Source organism: Thiogranum longum, assembly GCF_004339085.1.
Lineage (GTDB): Bacteria > Pseudomonadota > Gammaproteobacteria > DSM-19610 > DSM-19610 > Thiogranum > Thiogranum longum.
The window spans coordinates 1,303,863-1,325,856 of record NZ_SMFX01000001.1 but is presented as its reverse complement, the minus strand read 5'-3'; the positions used below and the strand labels follow the sequence as shown (position 1 = coordinate 1,325,856).

The window sequence follows — 21,994 nt, the reverse complement described above, 5'->3', positions numbered from 1 at the left end:
CAGGGTGGATTTGATTGATCCGTTATGCCGGCGCAGCGTCAGAGTTCACGTCATTGCGAGCGAAGCGCGGCAATCTCTTTGGCCTGGTGCCAGACTGACGGAGATTGCCGCGCTTCGCTCGCAATGACGTGAACTCTGAATTAATCAGGTTCCTTGGACTATGCCCTGAATCTCGGCATTGATGGCTTCAAGCGCACTGACGGGATCAGTAGCCTGCGTCACGGGCCGGCCGATAACCAGGTAACCTGCACCGTCACGAATGGCGTCAGCCGGTGTCATGACACGCGTCTGGTCATCCTTTGATGCGCCGGCAGGCCGAACACCCGGGGTCACCAGCACAAAATCGTCACCCAGCTGTGCGCGTAATTGGCCGGCTTCCCGAGGCGAGCAGACAACACCATCCAGTCCTGATACTTTGGCCAGTTGCGCCAGGCGCTCCACCTGTGCCGCCGGCTCGACGTTCACACCGATTTCAGCCAGGTCCTCTGCACCCATACTGGTCAACACGGTCACACCAATCAACAGGGGTTTGCGTTCCCCGTCGCAATCCTTCAACGCCGCTGCCGCAGCTTCCATCATCCGGCGACCGCCAGAAGCATGCACGTTCATCATCCATACACCCAGCTGTGCAGCTGCCCCGCAGGCACGCGCTACGGTATTGGGGATATCGTGGAACTTGAGGTCCAGGAACACGTCGTGCCCCATAGCCACCAGCTGGCGCACCAGCTCTGGTCCTGCGCTGGTAAACAGTTCCTTGCCGACTTTCAGCCGGCAGCTGCCGGGTGGCAATTGCTGAACAAATTTCAGTGCCGTCGGGCCGTCCGGGAAATCCAGCGCAACGATAACGCGGGGCCCATCCATCAAGTTCGAACTCATTCAGCACTTCCTGTTTTTATCGGTTTGACACTGCTCCAGTTCTGGCAGCCCGGGCACTGCCAAAAGAGCTTGCCTGCCGTGAACCCGCACTGCTGACAACGGTACCGCGACCGGGGAACAACGGCCTGGGCCACATGCTGTTCAACGACATTCTTGCGATAAAAAACCAGCCAGGTGTGACGACTTGCAAGTGCATCGACATAGGCTGTCCAGTCAGCATCCCGCCCCAGTTCCAGTAACCCGTCACGAATTTCACCCAGCACTTCCGGTAACAGCTCGGCACACTGGTCTTCCACACGACGGAAGCACTCAACCGCATCGGCCAGCCGGCCCGATGCCCGCAGGCAACGCCCCTTCAACAGGGTGGCACGTACACAGTCCGGGTCTTCGACCAGCGCATCATCGGCATAACCTTCGGCACGGATGGTATTACCGTGTTCCAGCGAGATCTCTCCCAGTGCGCAAAGATACTGGGCAAGGCGTGATCGCCAGGCAACATCACCCCGGACCGCAAAGGTACGCGCCAGCTCGGCCGCTTTGCTCCACTCCTTTTCCTGCTGGTAAAGGTCGATGAGATGAGCACGCGCATCATCGTTATAGCGGTGTGTTTCCAGCAACTGCTGAAACAGTACCTCGGCACGATCCAGCAAACCGGCCTTGAGGAAATCCCGACCCAGTTCCAGTGTCGCCTGTTCGTGCAGCGACTCACTGAGACCCGAACGCGCAATGATGTTGCGGTGCACACGGATGGCACGATCAACCTCACCACGCCGCCGGAACAGACTGCCGAGGGCAAGGTGCAACTCGACTGTATCGGGGTCGACCTCGACCATCTGCACCAGCACCTCGGTCGCCTTGTCAGGCTGCTCGTTGAGAAGGTAGTTCAATCCCTGCCCATAGGCTGAATTCTGTACGGCCTTGGTGCGGCGCTGCTGCTTTCTCTGGCGCCAGGTCGCAGCCCACCAGCCTGAAGCGGCGGCAACCGGCAGCAGTAACCAGAGCAGGTATTGCATATCGTCAGCGCCCTTTATTTACCGGCCGGCAAAACGCTGGTGGTGGATACCGACTTTTCAGCTTTCTTCAACTGGCGGCGCAGACGGAAGGTCTGCTGCTTTTGTCGCAGCAGTATACCCATACTGACCAGCACACCGATCACCGCGCCGGTCGCCAACGCTACGACGACGATCATGGATAGCGGTATATCCCGGTAACCAAAATAGTAGTTGAGTGGTACCGGGTCAGCATTCAGCACGGCGAAGGAAAGACCCAGAACAGTGAGCGTAATAAGCAAAAGTATGTTGATAAGGCGCAGCATGTGGTTCCTTTGAGGCTTGCATCAGGACAGGAACAGATTATCGGTGCTTTACCGGTTGGCGGCAATCACCCGGCCATAAAAAAACGCCGGACAAGCCGGCGTTTGGTGTTTTGCGTCGTCATTCCCGCAAGTATCGTCATTCCGGTGCATGCCGGAATCCAGTGGTTTGTTTATGGACACCGGCCTGCGCCGGTGTGACGATGTGACGTTATTTATTAGATTTTCAGAACAGGCTACCACTGCTGGAAGGTGTCTGATCACCTTCCGGAGCTGATGACGCATTCTCGGCCGGCTGCTGATCGGTGCGACCATAGATATTCACCCGCTCACGCAATTCCTTGCCAGGCTTGAAATGCGGCACATATTTGGCGGCCAGCGCAACGGCTTCACCGGTTTTGGGGTTACGTCCCATCCGTGGTGGACGATAGTGCAGCGAAAAACTGCCAAAACCACGAATTTCAATCCGGTTACCGGTCGACAGGGACTGACTCATCTGTTCAATCAGACTCTTCACCGCGAGCTCGACATCTTTATGGTTCAGATGGCTGTTCTTGGCTGCAAGTATTTCAATTAATTCAGATTTTGTCATAAAACTGTCCCCGTTTCGGCTCGGAGGCCTGAAATGGCCCCCTCCTGCCTCTATGCGCTATAGTTTAGACCAAATTACTGATTAGTCACCACTATTTTCAAGTTGTTCCTTCAACACGTCGCCCAATGTTGCGCCTGTGGCGCCGGAGCTGCGTGTATAATCCTTCACTGCGGCGGCTTCCTCTTCGGTATCCTTGGCCTTGATAGACAGCGCAATGGTGCGGGTCTTGCGATCCATACCAATGTACTTGGCTTCAATTTCCTGGCCTACCGTCAACACGGTGCGGGCATCCTCGACCCGGTCGCGGGCCAGTTCGGACGCACGCAGGGTGCCTTCGATGCCGTCGCCAAGGTCAACAATCGCCGCTTTGGCGTCGACTTCCTTAATAACGCCCTTAACAATACTTCCTTTAGCGTTATCTGCTGAGAAATTGGAGAAAGGATCTTTCTCAAGCTGTTTGATACCCAAGGAAATTCGCTCGCGCTCGGCGTCAACCGACAGTACCACGGCTTCCAGCTCATCACCTTTTTTGTAATTACGTACCGCTTCTTCGCCCGGATCGTGCCAGGAGATGTCGGACAGATGGATCAGACCATCGATGCCACCATCCAGACCGATGAAGATACCGAAGTCGGTAATCGACTTGATGGTGCCCTTCACATGATCGCCCTTGTTGTGGGTTGCGGAGAACTCGTCCCACGGGTTGTTGTGGATCTGCTTCATGCCCAGCGAGATGCGGCGACGCTCTTCGTCGATGTCCAGCACAATGACTTCGACTTCCTGGCCGATATGAACCATCTTGCCCGGGTTGACGTTCTTGTTGGTCCAGTCCATTTCGGAAACGTGCACCAGGCCTTCCACGCCATCTTCGAGTTCCACGAAGCAACCGTAGTCGGCAATGTTGGTAACCTTGCCGAACAGGCGCTTGCCTTCCGGGTAACGGCGCGCGAGATCTGCCCACGGATCCTGGCCCAGCTGTTTCAGGCCCAGCGATACGCGGTTGCGCTCGCGATCGAACTTGAGCACCTTGACGTCGATCTCCTGGCCGACTTCAACAATCTCGGAAGGATGCTTGACGCGCTTCCAGGCCATGTCGGTGATGTGCAGCAGACCATCGATGCCGCCCAGGTCGACGAACACACCGTAGTCGGTGAGGTTCTTGACGATACCCTTGACTTCCGCACCTTCCTGCAGGCTTTCCAGCAGTTCTTCGCGCTCTGCACTGTATTCGGTCTCGACCACGGCGCGACGGGATACCACCACGTTGTTGCGGCGCTGGTCCAGCTTGATAACCTTGAATTCGAGTTCCTTACCTTCCAGGTAAGTGGTGTCGCGTACCGGACGGACATCGACCAGTGAGCCCGGCAGGAAGGCGCGGATGTCTTCGATGTCGACGGTGAAGCCGCCCTTGACCTTTCCGCTGATAATACCCTTGACGACCTCGCCTTCTTCGAAAGCTTTTTCCAGTCGTATCCAGACCTGTGCGCGTTTGGCTTTTTCGCGTGAAAGACGCGTGGCGCCAAAGCCGTCTTCAACGGCCTCCAGTGAAACCTCAACGGGGTCGCCAACAGCGACTTCGAGTTCACCCTGACTGTTCTTGAACTGTTCTATCGGGATGACACCTTCGGACTTCAGACCAGCATTAACGATGACGGCATCGGGCTGAATATCAACAACGGTACCAGTAACAATGGTGCCCGGGCGCATTTCTTTATTGGCCAGGCTCTCTTCAAACAGTTCAGCAAAACTTTCAGACATGGGTTAAAAATCCTTCCGCAGCGCAAATGCAACGGCATAAGTAATATCCGCTCGACCGGCAAACATCCCGGTGGGCGGGTTGAGGTTAGACAAACTGGGAGCAATTAAAAACGCTACCAGACCGCGTAACCGTGAAGTATAACCTTATAGTCTTTGAATTTCACGGGTTTAGACGGTTTTTTATCGCGTCGAGAACCCGTGTAATGGTGGTGGGAATATCCAGCGAAGTGGTATCGATCTGTATCGCATCCTGCGCAGGTTTCAGGGGTGCTACAGCGCGGCTGGAATCTCGCTCGTCCCGGGCCTGAATGTCTGCCAGGATTTCCTCGTAAGGTGATTCTTTTCCTTTTTCCTTCAGCTGGTTGAATCGCCTTCTTGCACGTTCTTCTGCGCTGGCGGTGAGGAAGAATTTTACCGCGGCATCGGGGAAAACCACGGTCCCCATGTCGCGGCCATCCGCCACCAGCCCGGGCGACTGGCGGAAATCACGCTGGCGCTGCAGCAGCGCCTCGCGCACCGCTGGCAGAGCGGCAACTCTCGACGCACCCGCGCCGGCGGCCTCGGTGCGGATGTTATTACCGACATTCACCCCGTCCAGCAGGACAACGTCATTTTCGCCCTCGGCAGGGAAGTGGATGTCGAGTTTTCCGGCCAGTTCCGCCAGCGCCGGCTCATCATCAAGGGCAATACCTTTTTGTTGTGCGGCATAGGCCAGAATGCGGTACAGCGCCCCACTGTCGAGAAAATGAAAGCCCAGCGCTTTTGCCACGGCGTGACTGATGGTGCCCTTGCCGGAACCACTGGGGCCATCCACGGTAATAACGGGTACAGACATGCTGCCCTGACCTGCCATAACTAGCGCACCGCCTGAATGGAAAGACCGGCTGTTGAAGCCAGCCCGACAAAGTCAGGAAATGAGGTGTTTACGTTATCGCAATCGTCGATAACGATTTCGCTCCTGGAACGTAATGCTGCCATGGCAAAAGACATGGCGATACGGTGATCACCGCAACTGTCGACGCGACCGCCATTGATCGCGCCACCCTCGATGATCATACCGTCAGGTGTCGCCTGCGCATCGACACCGAGTGCCTGCAAACCATCAGCCATCACCTGGATACGGTCACTTTCCTTGACGCGTAATTCTTCTGCACCGGCCAGCACAGTGCGTCCTTCTGCACAGGCGGCCGCAACAAACAGGGCCGGGAATTCATCAATAGCCAGTGGCACCTGCTCAACGGGGATATCGATTCCTTTCAGTGGCGCGTAGCGTACGCGCAGGTCCGCGACCGGTTCTCCACCGACCTCTCGCGGGTTCTGCACTTCAATATCAGCCCCCATCAGGCGCAGTATTTCCAGTACCCCCGTGCGCGTCGGGTTGATACCGACATGTTCGATCAACAGGTCTGAACCGGGGGCGATGGAAGCACCGACCAGAAAAAAAGCCGCCGATGAAATATCAGACGGCACGTCGATTGCCGCTGCCTTCAGGTGACCGCCACCCTCCACACAGGCGCGACTCGTGTTTCGCACGACCTCGTAGCCCATGCCCGACAACATGCGCTCGGTATGGTCGCGGGTCGGCGCCGGTTCGGTGACACAGGTTTTGCCCTGCGCATACAGACCGGCCAGTAATAAACAGGATTTCACCTGGGCACTGGCAACCGGCATGTCGTAATCGATACCCTTTAATGTCTGTCCACCGCGAATACGTAACGGTGCGGTACCCTCATCCGTGGTTTCAATAACAGCGCCCATCTTTGCCAGTGGTTCGGTCACACGTCGCATGGGACGACTCATCAACGAGTGGTCACCCACCAGCTCAACATCAAATTCCTGTCCTGCCAGTAGCCCGGACAACAGGCGCATTGAGGTGCCGGAATTACCCAGATCGAGTGCAGTGGCGGGCGCTGTCAGACCGTGCATGCCGACACCCTTTACCACTACACGGCCCTCATGGGGTCCGTCGATGGAAACACCCATGGCAAGGAATGCCTTCAGCGTCGCCAGGCTGTCCTCGCCTTCCAGAAAGCCCTGGATTTCCGTCACACCATCGGCCAGCGCACCCAGCATGATGGAACGATGGGAAATCGACTTGTCGCCGGGCACGCGGAGCTTGCCTTTCAGCGAACCACCCGGTGTGGCTTTAAATTGAGGTGATGAATGCTTGTTCATAGACAGGAACCCCTGATTAATTTCTCTTCCGTCATTCCGGCGAATGCCGGAATCCATGACATTTGACATAACTGGATGCCGGCCTGCGCCGGCATGACGTTTTAATCAGCATGCTCATAACAACAAACTAGTCCTTTGACTTTTCGGCGGGGCGGGAAAAGGCATCACGCGCCACTTTGGCTTCGGTAAATATACGCAACAGGGTTTCTTCATCACGGCTGTCGATAGCCGTATGCAGCGTTTCAAGGTCAGTATTGAAACGCTCCAGCATCTTTAGCAGCGCATCGCGGTTGGCGATACAGATATCGCGCCACATCACCGGGTCACTGGATGCGATACGCGTAAAATCGGTAAAGCCACCTGCGGCATATTCAAATATTTCACGTTGCTCGGAAAGTCGCGCCAGGCTTTCCACCAGCGCAAACGCCAGCATGTGCGGCAAGTGACTGGTGGCGGCAAGCACTTCGTCGTGGTGCTCCACGCTCATTTCATTAACCGTTGCACCCGCGGCCTCCCACATGGCGCGAACCCTGGCAGTAGCCTCTGGCCGGGTCTGTTCGAGTGGCGTCAATATCACCCGCCGTCCCTGGTATAGCCCCGCGAATGAGGCCGCCACGCCACTTTGTTCTGTGCCGGCGATGGGGTGCCCGGGCACAAACCAGTCCGGTGTGTCCCCGACCGCTGTACAGACATCACGCACCACGCTGGCCTTGGCGCTGCCGCCATCCGTCACCACGGCACCTGTCGCCAGCTTGCCCGCAATGCTTTCAAAGACTTTGCCCATCGCACCCAGCGGTACAGCGACAAACACCATATCCGCACCTTCAACAGCGCGCGCCGGGTCGCTATCGAAACGATCGATGACACCCAGATCGAGCGCTTCCTGCAGGTGTTCCTCGCGGCGGCTGGAACCAACAATCTCTTCGACATAACCGGCTTCCCGCAGCGCTCTCGCCAGCGAACCACCGATCAGTCCCACACCGATTATGCACAGTCGCCTGATCATGCCAGCACCTTGCCCAGCGCTTCCAGGCAACGTCGGTTCTCGTCTTCAAGGCCAATGCTGACGCGCAGGTAACCGGGCATGCCATAGTTATCAACCGGTCGCACAATGACACCTTCGTGCAGCAAGGCTTCGTAAACCGTGCCGGGGTCTCGTCCGACATCAACCGAGATAAAATTTCCTGCCGAAGGGATATAAGGCAGGGTCAGCTCATCAAAGCCTTTCGTCAGTTGCGCCATGCCCTGCCGGTTTATTTCGACAGCACGCGCCAGATGCTCCCTGTCGTCCAGCGCTGCACGCGCCGCCAGTTGGGCAAAACTGTTCACGTTGAATGGCTGACGGACACGGTTCAGCACGTCCGCCAGGATCGGTTGGCTGACGCCATATCCGATACGTAGCGAGGCCAGGCCGTAGGCTTTGGAGAAAGTACGCGTCACCAGCAGGTTAGGGAACTCATCCACCCACTGAGACGTATCCGGGTAATCTTCTTCATCCACATACTCAAAGTAGGCCTCATCGATTACAACCACTACCTCAGCCGGAACACTTTCGATAAAACTCCGCAAGGCATTATGCGGCAACCACGTCCCGGTCGGGTTGTTGGGATTGGCAATAAATACCACGCGGGTATCCGCATCGATCTGCGCATGCATGGCATCGAGATCGTGGCCGAACAGGGGACCGCGCCTGCCATTGTGTGCTGCTGCCACCCGCGACCTCGCACCAATCGCCTGGGTCACAATCGGGTACACCGCAAAAGCATGCGCCGAGAATACAGCAGATGATTGAGGCGACAGGAAGGCCCGCGCCACCATCTCCAGCACATCATTGGAACCATTTCCCAGTGTTATCCATTCCGCTTTGACGTCATGCCGTTCCGCCAGCGCGGATTTCAGTTCAAAACCGTTACCGTCCGGGTAACGCGCCAGTTCGTGGTAACCACACTGCAAGGCGTCCAGTACAGATTTTGAAGGGCCGAGGGGGTTTTCGTTGGAAGCAAGCTTGACAGCATCTGTGATGCCGTATTCACGCTCCAGCTCGCTGAGCGGCTTGCCTGGCGCATACGGCCGCAACCCCTGTACACCGGGAATAGCGGATTCAAGCAGGCTTGCCGTCATCTACAGCTCGCATTTGGGGTAGGACCCCAGTACCTTGAGCATCGATGCGCGTGTTTCCAGTTCCTTCAGCGCAGCAGCGACGCTTTCATCATCACGGTGGCCTTCAACGTCGACAAAGAACACATAGTCCCATTTGCTCATGCGTGATGGCCGCGATTCGATTTTGGTCATACTTACACCGTGGCGCGACACCGGTTCCAGCAGGGAATACAGGGCGCCGGCCTCGTTTTGCACTGTCACCATCAACGTGGTCTTGTCGTTTCCGCTGGATCCAACAGACTGGTCGCCCACCACCAGAAAGCGCGTGGTGTTGTTCGGGTCATCCTCGATATTCGAGGCCAGCGTATCCAGGCCATAGGTTTCAGCCGCCGCATCGCTGGCAATGGCCGCAATGGCGCTGTCCTCGCTCGCCTGTCGTGCCGCCTCACCATTACTGCTGACCGCCACGCGTTCCACGCCCGGCAGGTTTGCGTCCAGCCATTCCCGGCATTGTGCAAGCGCCTGCTGATGTGCATGCACCGATTTCACGGCAGCAAGACTCTCGCTGTTGGTGATCAACTGGTGATGAATTCGCAGCTCGACATCGCCGCAAATCTTCAGCGGCGAACGGATGAACATGTCCAGCGTGTGGTTGATGGCACCTTCAATGGAATTTTCGACCGGTACAACGCCAAAGTCGGCGCTACCAGCCTCCACTTCACGGAAGATTTCGTCAATCGCCGCCAGGGGCTTGAGCTGTACGGAATGCCCGAAGTGCTTGAGTGCAGCCTCCTGGGTGTAGGTACCTTCCGGCCCCAGGTAAGCAATGGTCAGCGGTTGTTCCAGTGCAAGGCAGGCTGACATGATCTCGCGGAACAGGCGTGCCACTTCATCGTCGGAAAGTGGGCCGTTGTTACGTTCGCGCACCATACGCAGCACTTCCGCCTCGCGTTCCGGCCGGTAAAAGACTGTGTCAGGGTCTTCACTGCGTTTGGCTTCCGCCACCTGTTGAGCGCAACTGGCGCGCTCATTCAACAGCGCCTGGATTTTCTCATCCAGCGCGTCGATGTGTTTGCGCAGTTGATCAAGTGTCGGATTTGCCATTGTGCAAATGTCCTTTACAGGGTCCGTACCGACAACACACCTTCGGTAGCAGCGATCCTGTCGGTGCATTCCTGAGTGATTTCACCCTCCACATCGACCAGCGTATAGGCAAGTTCTCCCCGCGACTTGTTGATCATATCGACAATATTCAGACCGGATTCCGCCAGTGATGTCGAAATCTGGCCGAGCATATTGGGAACATTGGCATTGACGACTGCCAGCCGCGACTTGCCACCACGCTTCATGTAGACCTTGGGGAAATTGACCGAGTTGCGTACGTTACCGTTTTCCAGGAAGTCACTGACCTGGTCGGCAACCATAATGGCACAGTTGTCCTCGGCTTCTTTCGTTGAGGCCCCCAGGTGCGGCAGGGTAATGACGCGTGGGTGATCCTTGAGCAGGTTGCTTGGGAAGTCGCAGACATAGGAGTAGACCTTGCCTTCCTCCAGCGCCTTGACGACAGCCTCGTCATCGATGATGCCGTTACGCGAGAAATTGAGCAGCACCACATTATCGCGCATGCTGTGCAGGCGCTCTTCGTTGATCATATGACGGGTAGCATCGACCAGCGGCACATGGAAAGTCACGAAATCGCTGCGTGACAACAGGTCATCGACACCTGCCGCCTGTTCCACGTCCGAAGACATCTGCCAGGCGCTCTGTACGGTAATGTCAGGGTCATAGCCAATAACATTCATGCCCAGGGCATGTGCTGCATTAGCGACCTGCACCCCGATAGCGCCCAGTCCGATCACACCCAGTGTACGGCCCGGCAGCTCGAAACCGGCGAAGTGCTTTTTGCCCGATTCAACCTGCTTGCTGATCTCATTGTCCTCGCCTTCAAGGTTGCGGGCAAATGACCAGCCCTGACACAGATTCCGCGCAGCGATCAGCATTCCTGCGACAACCAGTTCCTTGACCGCATTGGCGTTCGCGCCGGGCGCGTTGAACACCGGCACACCGCGCTTGCTCATGTCATCAACCGGGATATTGTTGACACCTGCACCGGCACGGCCAATGGCCTTGACGGATGAGGGAATCTCCCAGTTGTGCATATTGAACGAACGCAACAGGATGGCGTCCGGGTGCTGGATTTCGGAAGCCACTTCATATTTGTCGCGTGGCAGACGTTCCAGGCCGGCTACGGATATATTATTCAACGTCAGTATTTTGTACATAGTCCTACTGTTCCAGTTCAGCGTTATGCTGATTGATTTGTCATTGCGAGCGAAGCGCGGCAATCTCTCTGGATCTGGCACCATCCTGTTGGAGATTGCCACGGCGCTGCGCGCCTCGCAATGACGCGGTTTTTTTAACCGTGGCGCTTCTCGAACTCGCCCATGAAATCTATCAATGCAGCAACACCCTCTTCCGGCATGGCGTTATAGATGCTGGCGCGCATGCCACCGACAGAACGGTGTCCCTTGAGAGTAACAAGGCCTTCCTGCTTTGCTTCTTCCAGGAAAGTGGCATCCAGTTCCGGATCGGCCAGGGTGAAGGGCACATTCATCCAGGAGCGGCAATCGGGATCGACCGGGTTGGCATAAAAACCCGAATCATCGATTGTCTTGTACAGGGCGCTGGCCTTGCGATGATTGATCATCGAAATCGCTTCCAGACCACCTTTGTCCTTCAACCACTCAAACACCAGCCCGGCGAAATACCAGCCGTAAGTGGGCGGCGTGTTGTACATGGAGTCGTTGTTGGCGTGAGTGGCATAGTCGAACATCACCGGCTGTCCATCGACCGGTTGACCGATCAGGTCATCGCGCACGACCACCACCGTTAACCCGGCCGGGCCAATGTTCTTCTGCGCACCGGCGTAGATCACGCCATATTTGCTGACGTCGATCGGACGCGACAGGATGGTCGATGACATGTCCGCCACCAACGGCACATCACCGACATCCGGTATCCAGTGAAACTCGACGCCACCAATGGTTTCATTTGGCGTGTAGTGCACATAGGCGGCATCCGCATCCAGCGACCAGCCGGACGGATCCGGAATTGTGGTGAATTTTTCTGCCTCGGAGCTGGCGGCGACATTCACGTCGCAATAGCGCTTGCCCTCGGCAATGGCTTTCTTGCCCCAGGCGCCGGTCCAGATGTAGTCAGCCTTGCTGTTACCGCGCAGCAGATTGATCGGCACCATTGAGAACTGGCTGGAAGCACCACCCTGCAGGAACAGCACCTTGTAATTGTCCGGGATTTTCATCAACTCGCGCAGGTCGGCCTCGGCCTTCTCCGCAATAGACATGAATTCCTTGCCGCGATGACTCATCTCCATGACTGACATGTGACTACCATGCCAGTCGACCAGTTCATCACGCGCGCGCTCCAGTACTTCCGCGGGTAATACGGCGGGACCTGCACTGAAGTTATACACCTTGGACATATGCTTTGGGCTCCTGGGTAATTCCAACAATAATTTTTGTAACGCCGGATTAACGTTACTTCCTTACGTAAAAGCTGCTTCCGTACGTTTAAGCTACTTCCGTCATTCCGGCGCAGGCCGGAATCTACCGGTGCCTGCGCTCTGGATACCGGCCTGCGCCGGTATGACGGTCACTCTTATGTTTCATCGGCGCCATTACCATTGTCATCGACATCATCATCACTCTCATCATCACCACTGACATCCGCGACCGGTGCAATGCCAACCAGTACTTCGCCATCATGCAGCTTGATCAGGCGTACGCCCTGTGTGTTACGACTCATGGTCGAAACTTCGGCAACGCGGGTTCGCACCAGTGTGCCGCCGTTGCTGATCAACATGAACTCATCGTCGTCCTGCACCAGTACGGCACCGATCACCTCACCGTTACGTTCGGTGCTCTGAATCGAGATCACACCCTGACCGCCACGACCGTGTGTCGGGTATTCGGATACCGGTGTGCGTTTACCATAGCCATGCTCGGTGGCCGTCAGCACCGAGCCCTCACTGACAATAATCAGGGCGATGACGCGCTGGCCGGCAGCCAGGCGGATACCGCGCACGCCACAGGCGGTACGACCCATGGGCCGCACATCGGATTCATTGAAACGAATGACCTTGCCGACATTACTGAACAACATGACGTCTTTTGTGCCATCGGTAATGGCGACATTGATCAGGTAATCGTCAGCCCGCAAATCCACAGCGATGATGCCGTTGCTACGCTGCCGCGAGAAATCTGACAAGGGTGTTTTCTTCACCGTGCCCTGTGCGGTCGCCATAAACACAAACTGGTCTTCCGGGAACTCGCGAACCGGCAATACCGCGTTGATACGCTCGCCCTCTTCCAGTGGCAACAGGTTCACAATCGGTTTCCCGCGTGCCATGCGTCCGGCCTGTGGTAGCTGGTAAACCTTGAGCCAGTAGGCCTTGCCACGGCTGCTGAAACACAAAATGGTATCGTGGGTACTGGCGACAAACAGCTTGTCGACAAAGTCTTCTTCTTTCACTTTGGTGGCTGCCTTGCCACGCCCGCCACGCCGCTGCGCCCGGTAGTCGGACAACGGCTGTGATTTGGCATAACCCTGGTGTGACAACGTCACTACGACGTCTTCCTCGGTGATCAGGTCTTCCATGGTCAGGTCGAGGTGGTCCGTCAGGATTTCGGTACGACGCTCGTCACCGTAATTTTCCAGCACTTCTTTCAGCTCGTCACGGATGACCTTCATCAGGCGATCAGGGTTATTGAGAATCTCCAGCAGTCCGTCTATACGCGCAATGAGCTCACGGTATTCATCAACGATCTTGTCCTGTTCCAGACCCGTGATCTGGTGCAAACGCAAATCAAGAATCGCCTGTGCCTGAATTTCTGACAGGCGGTATACCTCGCCGTGGTAGCCGAATACGTCGTCCAGGCCGTCCGGGCGCGATGAAGTGGCGCCGGAGCGCTGCAACAACTCACCGACAACACCCGGCTCCCATTCCCGGCGTACCAGCTCGGCGCGTGCCTCGGCACGGCTGGAGGATGATTTGATCAGTGCGATCACTTCATCGATATTGGCCAGCGCAACGGCCAGGCCTTCCAACACGTGTGCCCGCTCACGCGCCTTGCGCAACAGGAATACGGTACGGCGTGTGACCACATCACGGCGATGGCGAATAAAGGCTTCAAGAATCTGTTTGAGGTTGAGCAGCCGCGGCTGACCATCGACCAGCGCTACCATATTGATGCCGAATACACTCTGCATCTGTGTCTGCTGGTAGAGGTTATTGAGCACAACCTCGGCGACTTCATTACGCTTGAGCTCGACCACCATGCGCATGCCGTCCTTGTCAGACTCATCACGCAGGTTGGAGATGCCTTCAATCTTCTTGTCCTTGACCAGCTCGGCAATTTTCTCCAGCAGGCGCGCCTTGTTGACCTGGTAAGGCAACTCGGTGACGACAATGGACTGTTTGCTGCCCTCTTCACCCTCGATGTGACTGAGCGCACGGATATGTACGCGCCCGCGCCCGGTATGATAAGCCTCGTGGATACCGCGCACACCATTAATGATGGCTGCGGTCGGGAAGTCCGGACCGGGAATTGTCTCCATCAATTCCTTGATGGTCAGTTCCGGGTTATCGATCAGCCCGATACAACCCTTGACGATTTCCGTGAGGTTATGTGGCGGTATATTGGTCGCCATACCCACTGCGATACCGGCCGATCCATTGACCAGCAGGTTCGGTATGCGTGTCGGCATAACCGAGGGCTCATGCTCGGACTCGTCGTAGTTGGGAACAAAATCGACGGTTTCCTTGTCCAGGTCAGCCAGCAATTCGTGGGCAATCTTCGACATGCGCACTTCGGTGTAACGCATGGCCGCCGGTGAGTCGCCGTCCACCGAACCGAAGTTACCCTGTCCGTCGACCAGCATGTAACGTAGCGAGAACGGCTGCGCCATACGCACAATGGTGTCGTACACAGCCGTATCACCGTGCGGGTGATACTTACCGATGACATCACCGACGACGCGCGCGGATTTCTTGTAAGGTTTGTTGAAGTCATTGCCGAGTACGCTCATGGCGAACAGCACACGTCGATGCACCGGCTTCAGTCCGTCGCGCACATCCGGTAACGCTCGTCCGACAATCACGCTCATGGCGTAGTCGAGATACGATTGCCGCATCTCGTCTTCCAGGTTAACCGGAAGCACTTCTTTGGCGAAATCAGACATGAAAATCAACCCGGGAGCCGGCGATTCACCGGTTCCGCAAAAATGAAAATGAAGCTACCTGAGACGCGCTGAAACGCCCAGAGCGGCTAAAAGCCGAATCTTAGCACACATAGGCACACTACTGCATCCGGGTAATTCGTGCTGAGAACGGCTCAGAGAGCCCCTGAGAGGCGGGTCGTCAAATTCCTGTCTATACCATAAGGGAACGCATTTTTACCGTATCCGGATGCTCGACAATACCCCGTTCAGTGACGATAACATCGATCAGTTCTGCCGGCGTGATGTCGAAGGCCGGGTTCCAGGCCTGCGCGCCGTTGGCTGCCACAGGCTGTCCACCCGCACTGAGGACTTCCTGTTCCGCACGCATTTCGATGGGAATGTCCGCACCGCAGGCGGTACCCATATCCACGGTCGAAGACGGGGCAACGACCATGAATCTGACACCATGATGCCGCGCTGCCACCGCCGCGGCATAGGTACCGATCTTGTTAGCCACATCGCCATTGGCTGCAATCCGGTCTGAACCGACAATGACCCACTGCACCCTGCCCTGCTGCATCAACCAGGCGGCAGCGCCATCAACCAGAAGTGTTACAGGAATGCTGTCCTGTACCAGCTCCCAGGCGGTCAGTCTTGCACCCTGTAACCAGGGTCGCGTCTCGTCGGCATAAACGGCGTTGAGTTTATTATCCGACCAGGCGCTGCGAATAACCCCCAGCGCCGTCCCGTAACCGCCGGTCGCCAGTGAACCGGTATTGCAATGGGTAAGGACACTGCTGCCGTCATCGATACAGGCGGCACCCCGTTCGCCCATGGTGTAATTCGCCGCAATATCCTGTTCGTGTATCGCCTGCGCTTCGGACAACAGTACCGGCACGGGATTGCCGTTCAGCGAGAATGCCAGCTGCTGCATGCGTTCCACCGCCCAGACGAGGTTTACTGCAGTAGGACGCGACTGAGCAAGATTTTGCATATCGATTGCAAAGCCTGTACGCCAGTCAGAAGGCTGCCTTGCATACCGCTCGCGTGCTGCCAGAACCGCTGCATAGGCCGCGGTAATACCAATGGCCGGAGCACCGCGCACGACCATGTCACGAATCGCCCGTGCCACTGAAGCACAGTCGCACAGCACCAGCCAGGATTCTGCCAGCGGCAATTTTCGCTGATCGAGCAATTCGAGTCCTGCGTCTGTCCATGCCATGGCGCGAATCGCGTCGTGTAATTTTTCCAAACCGTACCTCCCTGAATAGACATCTGTCTATCTTGAGGAGCCTCTGATTAATGCGTCATTGCGAGGAGCGGAGCGACGCGGCAATCTCTAACAGACTGATTTCATAGTATGAGATTGCCCCGCTTCGCTCGCAATGACGCATTAACTCGCAATGACGCATTAATCAGAGGCTCCCTAAGCTAGTCAGCCATTGTAACAAGGTTGCATTTACATGCGTTTCAAATTCTAATTGCCCGCTGACATAAATAATCAAGCCGCAACAACGTGTTGTCTGCGCCAAGGAGCCAGTAAATGGAATCAATAAATATTGCAGGATTGAGTAACCCGGAAACGATCCAGAATGTGCTGATCCCCTGGGCCATTCAGATTGGCGTCGCCATCGCCATCTTCATCATCGGTCGTTGGGTGGCAAAATGGCTGACTGGCATAGTCGAGAAACTGATGAATAAGTCCAACCTGGACGTGATGCTGGTCAATTTCATCGGCAACCTGGTCTATACCGTCCTGCTGCTGGTGGTTGTCATGGCGGCCCTCGATCACCTCGGTATCGAAACCACCTCACTGCTTGCTGTGTTCGGCGCCGCCGGCCTGGCCATTGGCCTGGCCCTGAAAGATTCGCTGGCCAATTTCTCCTCCGGGGTAATGATCATCCTGTTCCGCCCGTTCAAGGTCGGTGACTTTGTCGAAGCAGGCGGAGCAACCGGCGTGATCGAGGAAGTACAGATGTTCGCCACCATCATGCGCACCGGTGACAACCGTGAAATCATTGTCCCGAACGGGCAGATCTATAGCGGCACCATTACCAATTATTCCGCCAGGCCGACACGTCGTATCGACCTGGTATTCGGTATTGGCTACGACGACGATATTGCGAAGGCCAAACAGATCATCAATGACATCATGAAGCAGGATGAGCGCATCCTGTCCGATCCCGAACCGGCTGTCGCCATGGCAGAACTGGCCGACAGCAGTGTGAACTTCAATGTTCGTCCCTGGGTCAAGAGCGGTGACTACTGGCCGGTGCATGCCGACCTGCTGGAAAAGGTCAAGCTTGCTTTTGATGCCAATGGCATCAGTATTCCTTACCCTCAGCAGGAAGTGCACATGCATAACGTAGACTGACACAGCTTACGGACACGCAGTATAAAGGGCAGCCTGTAATTAACGGGTTGCCTTTTTTTATGGCAGGCGCCGGATTGCTCCTCTTTAATGAAGCGACATTCGGGTCTTGAGGTATACTCCCTTTTCTCGACCAGAGCGCACAATAATGAAACAAACCGAGCTGCTGATACACGCCCGCTGGATTATTCCTGTTGAACCGGATACACAGACGCTGGAATATCACAGTATTGCCGTGGATGAAGGTCGTATTACCGCTCTGCTTCCCGGCAATGAGGCCCGCCAGTCATTCGAGGCGCAAACCACTATTGAGCTTGGTGATCACGCACTGATCCCCGGCCTGGTCAATGCCCATACCCACGCCGCCATGTCGCTGTTACGTGGTATCGCGGATGACCTGCCATTGATGGAATGGTTACAGCAACATATCTGGCCGGCAGAGCAGAAGTGGGTCAGCGAACAGTTTGTTCACGATGGCACACAACTCGCCATCGCCGAAATGCTGCGCAGCGGCACAACCTGTTTCAATGACATGTACTTCTTTCCGGAGGTCACTTCCCGGGTTGCATCGAGCTGTTTCATGCGCGCCTGCACCGGGTTGATCCTGCTTGATTTCCCGACCCGATATGCCGAGAACCCGGATGAATATTTCGCCAAAGGTCTTGCACTGCGTGACGAGACCAAACACCACCCGCTGATCAATCATGCGTTTGCACCACACGCACCCTACAGTGTGTCGGATGACCCTCTGAAAAAAGCACAAATGCTGGCCGATGAACTTGACCTGCCTGTGCACATTCACTTGCATGAAACCGCCAGTGAAATTGAAGACAGCATCAGGCAATACGGACAACGACCACTGGCGAGACTGGCGAAGCTTGGCCTGCTTTCTCCTGCCCTGACTGCCGTGCATATGACACAGCTGGAGGATAGCGAGATTGCACAGCTGGCGGAAAGTGGCGCCAGTGTCGTGCACTGCCCGGAATCCAACCAGAAGCTGGCGAGTGGTTTCTGCCCGGTTCACAAACTGCTTGATGCAGGGGTCAACGTGGCACTCGGGACCGATGGTGCCGCCAGCAACAATGACCTCGACATGACCGGCGAAATGCGTAGCGCCGCACTGCTTGGCAAGCTGGTGGCCGATGATGCCTGCGCGCTGCCCGCGCACACCGTGTTGCGCATGGCCACCCTGAACGGTGCACAGGCGTTGGGGCTGGCCGACCAGACAGGCTCGCTGCAAGCCGGCAAGTGGGCCGATATCACTGCCGTCGATCTTGGTGCGCTGGAGACACAGCCGGTCTACGACCCGGTATCACAACTGGTCTACGCGGCCGGCCGTGAACAGGTCAGCCACGTATGGGTGGCAGGTCAGCTGCTGATGCGCGACCGCCAGCTGACGCACCTCGACATTGATGACCTGCTACAACGCACACGTGGTTGGCAAACGCGTATCGCGGCAGGTGAACCCGGGCGCTGATTCCGGTATCTTGCACACCATGAATAACGCTACACACAATGTCGATGCGGCAGAAATCAGCAAGTTCGAGGCACTGGCCTCGCGCTGGTGGGACCCGAACAGCGAGTTTAAACCGCTGCACGACATCAATCCGTTGCGTATCGACTATATTGACCAGCGTGCGCCACTGGCAGGATGCAAGGTCATCGATGTAGGTTGTGGTGGCGGCCTGTTGTCAGAAGGTATGGCGCTACGCGGCGCGCTGGTGACCGGCATCGATATGGGCGAAGCACCGCTCACGGTGGCCAGACTGCACCAGCACGAGTCCGGTGTTCAGGTCGATTACCAGCGTATTACGGCTGAAAGTATGTCCGCCGGGCATCCGGGCGCATTCGATACGGTAACCTGCCTGGAAATGCTGGAGCACGTCCCCGACCCTGCATCTGTCATCCAGGCCTGTGCCGACCTGGTAAAGCCGGGTGGTGATGTATTCTTCTCTACGATCAACCGCAACCCCAAGGCTTATATGCTCGCCATTGTCGGCGCAGAATACCTGTTGCGCATGTTACCGCGCGGTACCCACGACTACCGGAAATTCATTCGCCCCTCGGAAATGGAGCGCTGGTCGCGCGGCGCCGGCCTGCAACTGCAGGATCTCACCGGCATGACCTATAACCCGCTCACCGGTGAATACCGTCTGGGTAATGATGTCGATGTGAACTACCTCGCCTGGTTCCGGAAGACCGACTGAATATGGCTGCACAGACAAGCGCCGTGCTGTTCGACCTGGACGGTACACTCCTCGACACTGCGCCAGACCTTGCTGCGGCACTGAATGCTACATTGCAGCTGAATGAACGTGATGCACTGCCCTTTGAGACCATTCGCCCGGTGGTATCACACGGCGGACGGGCACTGATAGAGCTTGGCTTCGGGATTGACTCGCAACACCCGGACTTCGAGCCGTTGCGCAAACAACTGCTGGATCTGTACCAGGCCAATCTCGCCGTACACACGGCTTTGTTCCCGGGTATGGGAGAGGTGCTGGACGAACTCGAACAACGCCATATCCGCTGGGGTGTGGTCACCAACAAGCCGGGCTGGCTGACTGACCCGCTGCTGGATGCGCTGAATCTTGCACAGCGCACCGCCTGCATAGTGTCTGGTGACACACTACCGGAACGCAAGCCCCACCCTGCCCCCCTGCTGCACGCCTGCAAACTGGTTGGTTGCCAGCCACAAGACGCTATATATATCGGTGACGCCGAACGCGATATCGAAGCCGGTCGCAATGCCGGTATGCGGACGCTGGTCGCACTTTTTGGCTACCTGATGGAACACGACCGCCCGGAAAACTGGGGCGCTGATGCACTTATTGAGCAACCGGCCGATATCCTTGAGCACCTCGACACCACACGCACACAAAGCCACGCCGGGTAACTGGACAGACTGTGATACCACTGTACGATGACAACCCGACCCGTACCACCCCGTATGTCACGATAGGCATCATCATCGCCTGCGTACTGGCATTCTTCTGGGAACTGTCACTGGGTAAACGGGTAGAACTGGCCGTGTACAGCCTTGGCATGACACCCGCGATTGTCTTTGGGGGCAAGCAACTGCTGCCGGAGCTGAGCATTGTGCCGGAATGGATGACGATTTTTACCTCCATGTTCCTGCACGGCGGCTGGATGCACCTGATCGGCAACATGCTGTACCTGTGGATTTTCGGTGACAACGTCGAGGATTCAATGGGACACGGACGTTTTCTGGTCTTCTACCTGGTCTGCGGTGTATTTGCTGTATTTGCCCAGGCTTTGCCCAATCCGGATTCCACTGTCCCGATGATCGGTGCCAGCGGTGCCATATCCGGCGTGCTCGGCGCCTATCTGCTCATGTACCCGCATGCACGCGTACTGGCCGCCATACCACTGGGATTCTTCCTGTACACCATGCGTATCCCCGCGGGACTGGTGCTGGGTTTCTGGTTTTTGTTGCAACTGGTCAGCTCGGCCGCCAGCAGCGGTCAACCGGGCGGTGTGGCATTCAGTGCACATATTGGCGGTTTCCTTGCCGGCATGGCACTGATCCCTTTCTTCAAGTACGCACGTATACCGCTGTTACCGCCACGTTAGCTATACCGTCATGCCAACTATACCGTCATGCCAACTATACCGTCATGCCAACTATACCGTCATGCCGGCGAAGGCCGGTATCCATGGTCCCGGGCAGATACTGGATTCCGGCATACGCCGGAATGACGGGAGCCTCGGAATGACGGGAGCCTCGGAATGACGGGGGCGCCGGAATGACGGGTCTCAAAGATAAACCGGTGTATCGCCGGGCTTCCACAGCGGGTGTTTTACCATCACCGATTTAAACAGCTCCGACGCCAGCCATTCATCCAGCCAGTTACGCAGATGCGGGTAAGGTGACTGATCAAACCAGTCCCGATCCACTCCGGCAAACTGGCGAATGAACGGAAACACGCCAATGTCGGCCAGTGTGGGGCGGTCGCCAAGCAGGTAGCGCGTTTCCGACAGAATTTCTTCCAGCTCTTCCAGAAATTCTTCACCACGCTTTCGGTAATATTCCTGCGGGTGCTCCGGGTAGCGCTCAAAATACTTGTAGCGATCCAGGTCTTCCTTGAAGGAAAAATCATTGATTTCCAGTAGCTGGTCTGCCGGAATCACATTCGCCTCGTCATCACCCAACCCGTTGTCCGGGTCATTGTGACGCAACGACCACAGCACAATATCCCAGCTCTCATCGATCACCTCACCACCTGGCGTCACCAGCACCGGCACTGTGTTCTTGGATGATGCCGCCGACAACTCAGCCGGCACGGCATTCAGATCCACTTCGCGCAGTTCAACGGGAAGACCGGAATATTTCAGTGCCAGTCGCGCGCGCATGGCGTAGGGACAGCGCCTGAAGCTGTACAGGATGTTTGGCGATGCCGACGGAATACTCATATTTCTCCAGTTTCAAAGCGGGTCATAGCGGCAAACGGATCGGCAAGGCTTTGCCGCCAGTCTCGCCTGCCACCGCGGCTCACTATATTACTTCATTTCATAACAAACACTTACCGATGTTTTCCAGGGTAATTCAAAA

20 protein-coding genes are annotated in these 21,994 nt (G+C 56.5%); 5 read left to right on the top strand and 15 right to left on the bottom strand.

What is annotated here, in order from left to right:
• Window positions 1-144: 144 nt before the first annotated feature.
• From pyrF to mtnA, 14 genes are all read right to left on the bottom strand, one after another.
• Window positions 145-876, bottom strand: coding sequence for an orotidine-5'-phosphate decarboxylase (gene pyrF, locus DFR30_RS06690; RefSeq protein WP_243640692.1), 732 nt, complete (start codon window positions 874-876; stop codon window positions 145-147).
• The gene (locus DFR30_RS06685) at window positions 873-1,889 is read right to left on the bottom strand and encodes a lipopolysaccharide assembly protein LapB (protein WP_132971922.1); all 1,017 of its coding nucleotides are present in this window, start codon (window positions 1,887-1,889) and stop codon (window positions 873-875) included. Before DFR30_RS06685 ends, pyrF begins: the two co-directional genes overlap by 4 nt.
• 14 nt (window positions 1,890-1,903) lie before the next feature.
• Window positions 1,904-2,191: a LapA family protein gene (locus tag DFR30_RS06680; protein ID WP_132971921.1), complete on the bottom strand. Its 288-nt coding sequence runs from the start codon at window positions 2,189-2,191 to the stop codon at window positions 1,904-1,906.
• A 223-nt stretch (window positions 2,192-2,414) separates the two neighbouring features.
• Entirely contained in the window at window positions 2,415-2,780 is a 366-nt protein-coding gene (locus DFR30_RS06675; RefSeq protein WP_132971920.1) for an integration host factor subunit beta, read from the bottom strand.
• Window positions 2,781-2,861: 81 nt separating this feature from the next.
• Window positions 2,862-4,538 carry a 30S ribosomal protein S1 gene (gene rpsA / locus DFR30_RS06670; protein WP_132971919.1) on the bottom strand — a complete coding sequence of 559 codons (1,677 nt, stop codon included), beginning with the start codon at window positions 4,536-4,538 and terminating at the stop codon, window positions 2,862-2,864.
• Between the two features lie 160 nt (window positions 4,539-4,698).
• Entirely contained in the window at window positions 4,699-5,373 is a 675-nt protein-coding gene (gene cmk, locus DFR30_RS06665; protein ID WP_132971918.1) for a (d)CMP kinase, read from the bottom strand.
• 20 nt (window positions 5,374-5,393) lie between these two features.
• Entirely contained in the window at window positions 5,394-6,713 is a 1,320-nt protein-coding gene (gene aroA, locus DFR30_RS06660; RefSeq protein ID WP_132971917.1) for a 3-phosphoshikimate 1-carboxyvinyltransferase, read from the bottom strand.
• A gap of 127 nt (window positions 6,714-6,840) precedes the next feature.
• Window positions 6,841-7,719, bottom strand: coding sequence for a prephenate dehydrogenase (locus DFR30_RS06655; RefSeq protein WP_132971916.1), 879 nt, complete (start codon window positions 7,717-7,719; stop codon window positions 6,841-6,843).
• Window positions 7,716-8,834 (bottom strand): histidinol-phosphate transaminase, encoded by a 1,119-nt coding sequence (hisC, locus tag DFR30_RS06650; protein ID WP_132971915.1) that lies wholly within the window; start codon window positions 8,832-8,834, stop codon window positions 7,716-7,718. Before hisC ends, DFR30_RS06655 begins: the two co-directional genes overlap by 4 nt.
• On the bottom strand, window positions 8,835-9,917 hold the full coding sequence (pheA, locus tag DFR30_RS06645) for a prephenate dehydratase (protein ID WP_132971914.1): 1,083 nt from the start codon (window positions 9,915-9,917) through the stop codon (window positions 8,835-8,837). It lies immediately after the preceding gene.
• 14 nt (window positions 9,918-9,931) lie between these two features.
• A complete protein-coding gene (locus tag DFR30_RS06640; protein ID WP_132971913.1) occupies window positions 9,932-11,095 on the bottom strand; it encodes a phosphoglycerate dehydrogenase in 1,164 nt (387 codons plus the stop codon).
• 134 nt (window positions 11,096-11,229) lie between these two features.
• The gene (gene serC / locus DFR30_RS06635; RefSeq protein ID WP_132971912.1) at window positions 11,230-12,312 is read right to left on the bottom strand and encodes a 3-phosphoserine/phosphohydroxythreonine transaminase; all 1,083 of its coding nucleotides are present in this window, start codon (window positions 12,310-12,312) and stop codon (window positions 11,230-11,232) included.
• 176 nt (window positions 12,313-12,488) lie between these two features.
• A complete protein-coding gene (gene gyrA / locus DFR30_RS06630) occupies window positions 12,489-15,071 on the bottom strand; it encodes a DNA gyrase subunit A (RefSeq protein ID WP_132971911.1) in 2,583 nt (860 codons plus the stop codon).
• Between the two features lie 190 nt (window positions 15,072-15,261).
• Window positions 15,262-16,302: an S-methyl-5-thioribose-1-phosphate isomerase gene (gene mtnA, locus DFR30_RS06625; RefSeq protein WP_132971910.1), complete on the bottom strand. Its 1,041-nt coding sequence runs from the start codon at window positions 16,300-16,302 to the stop codon at window positions 15,262-15,264.
• Window positions 16,303-16,593: 291 nt separating this feature from the next.
• Between mtnA and DFR30_RS06620 the strand changes: the two genes are divergently transcribed.
• The 5 genes from DFR30_RS06620 to DFR30_RS06600 all read left to right on the top strand — a co-directional run bounded on the left by DFR30_RS06620 (window position 16,594) and on the right by DFR30_RS06600 (window position 21,015).
• Window positions 16,594-17,424 (top strand): mechanosensitive ion channel family protein, encoded by an 831-nt coding sequence (locus DFR30_RS06620; protein ID WP_132971909.1) that lies wholly within the window; start codon window positions 16,594-16,596, stop codon window positions 17,422-17,424.
• A 145-nt stretch (window positions 17,425-17,569) separates the two neighbouring features.
• The gene (locus DFR30_RS06615; protein WP_132971908.1) at window positions 17,570-18,898 is read left to right on the top strand and encodes a TRZ/ATZ family hydrolase; all 1,329 of its coding nucleotides are present in this window, start codon (window positions 17,570-17,572) and stop codon (window positions 18,896-18,898) included.
• A gap of 19 nt (window positions 18,899-18,917) precedes the next feature.
• On the top strand, window positions 18,918-19,628 hold the full coding sequence (gene ubiG / locus DFR30_RS06610) for a bifunctional 2-polyprenyl-6-hydroxyphenol methylase/3-demethylubiquinol 3-O-methyltransferase UbiG (RefSeq protein WP_132971907.1): 711 nt from the start codon (window positions 18,918-18,920) through the stop codon (window positions 19,626-19,628).
• Between the two features lie 2 nt (window positions 19,629-19,630).
• A complete protein-coding gene (gph, locus tag DFR30_RS06605) occupies window positions 19,631-20,317 on the top strand; it encodes a phosphoglycolate phosphatase (protein WP_132971906.1) in 687 nt (228 codons plus the stop codon).
• 11 nt (window positions 20,318-20,328) lie between these two features.
• Window positions 20,329-21,015 carry a rhomboid family intramembrane serine protease gene (locus DFR30_RS06600; protein ID WP_132971905.1) on the top strand — a complete coding sequence of 229 codons (687 nt, stop codon included), beginning with the start codon at window positions 20,329-20,331 and terminating at the stop codon, window positions 21,013-21,015.
• Between the two features lie 183 nt (window positions 21,016-21,198).
• Here the strand turns inward: DFR30_RS06600 and DFR30_RS06595 are convergent, their stop codons facing one another.
• Complete coding sequence (locus DFR30_RS06595; RefSeq protein ID WP_132971904.1) at window positions 21,199-21,855, bottom strand: glutathione S-transferase; 657 nt, start codon at window positions 21,853-21,855, stop codon at window positions 21,199-21,201.
• Between the last annotated feature and the right edge of the window lie 139 nt (window positions 21,856-21,994).

Coding starts and splice junctions, on each gene's coding strand:
- DFR30_RS06640 (WP_132971913.1), bottom strand. CDS start 11,095: ATGTACAAAATACTGACGTTGAATAATATATCCGTAGCCGGCCTGGAA.
- DFR30_RS06615 (WP_132971908.1), top strand. CDS start 17,570: ATGAAACAAACCGAGCTGCTGATACACGCCCGCTGGATTATTCCTGTT.
- pheA (WP_132971914.1), bottom strand. CDS start 9,917: ATGGCAAATCCGACACTTGATCAACTGCGCAAACACATCGACGCGCTG.
- DFR30_RS06685 (WP_132971922.1), bottom strand. CDS start 1,889: ATGCAATACCTGCTCTGGTTACTGCTGCCGGTTGCCGCCGCTTCAGGC.
- cmk (WP_132971918.1), bottom strand. CDS start 5,373: ATGTCTGTACCCGTTATTACCGTGGATGGCCCCAGTGGTTCCGGCAAG.
- serC (WP_132971912.1), bottom strand. CDS start 12,312: ATGTCCAAGGTGTATAACTTCAGTGCAGGTCCCGCCGTATTACCCGCG.
- gyrA (WP_132971911.1), bottom strand. CDS start 15,071: ATGTCTGATTTCGCCAAAGAAGTGCTTCCGGTTAACCTGGAAGACGAG.
- DFR30_RS06680 (WP_132971921.1), bottom strand. CDS start 2,191: ATGCTGCGCCTTATCAACATACTTTTGCTTATTACGCTCACTGTTCTG.
- pyrF (WP_243640692.1), bottom strand. CDS start 876: ATGAGTTCGAACTTGATGGATGGGCCCCGCGTTATCGTTGCGCTGGAT.
- DFR30_RS06620 (WP_132971909.1), top strand. CDS start 16,594: ATGGAATCAATAAATATTGCAGGATTGAGTAACCCGGAAACGATCCAG.
- DFR30_RS06675 (WP_132971920.1), bottom strand. CDS start 2,780: ATGACAAAATCTGAATTAATTGAAATACTTGCAGCCAAGAACAGCCAT.
- aroA (WP_132971917.1), bottom strand. CDS start 6,713: ATGAACAAGCATTCATCACCTCAATTTAAAGCCACACCGGGTGGTTCG.
- rpsA (WP_132971919.1), bottom strand. CDS start 4,538: ATGTCTGAAAGTTTTGCTGAACTGTTTGAAGAGAGCCTGGCCAATAAA.
- DFR30_RS06655 (WP_132971916.1), bottom strand. CDS start 7,719: ATGATCAGGCGACTGTGCATAATCGGTGTGGGACTGATCGGTGGTTCG.
- gph (WP_132971906.1), top strand. CDS start 19,631: ATGGCTGCACAGACAAGCGCCGTGCTGTTCGACCTGGACGGTACACTC.
- DFR30_RS06595 (WP_132971904.1), bottom strand. CDS start 21,855: ATGAGTATTCCGTCGGCATCGCCAAACATCCTGTACAGCTTCAGGCGC.
- hisC (WP_132971915.1), bottom strand. CDS start 8,834: ATGACGGCAAGCCTGCTTGAATCCGCTATTCCCGGTGTACAGGGGTTG.
- ubiG (WP_132971907.1), top strand. CDS start 18,918: ATGAATAACGCTACACACAATGTCGATGCGGCAGAAATCAGCAAGTTC.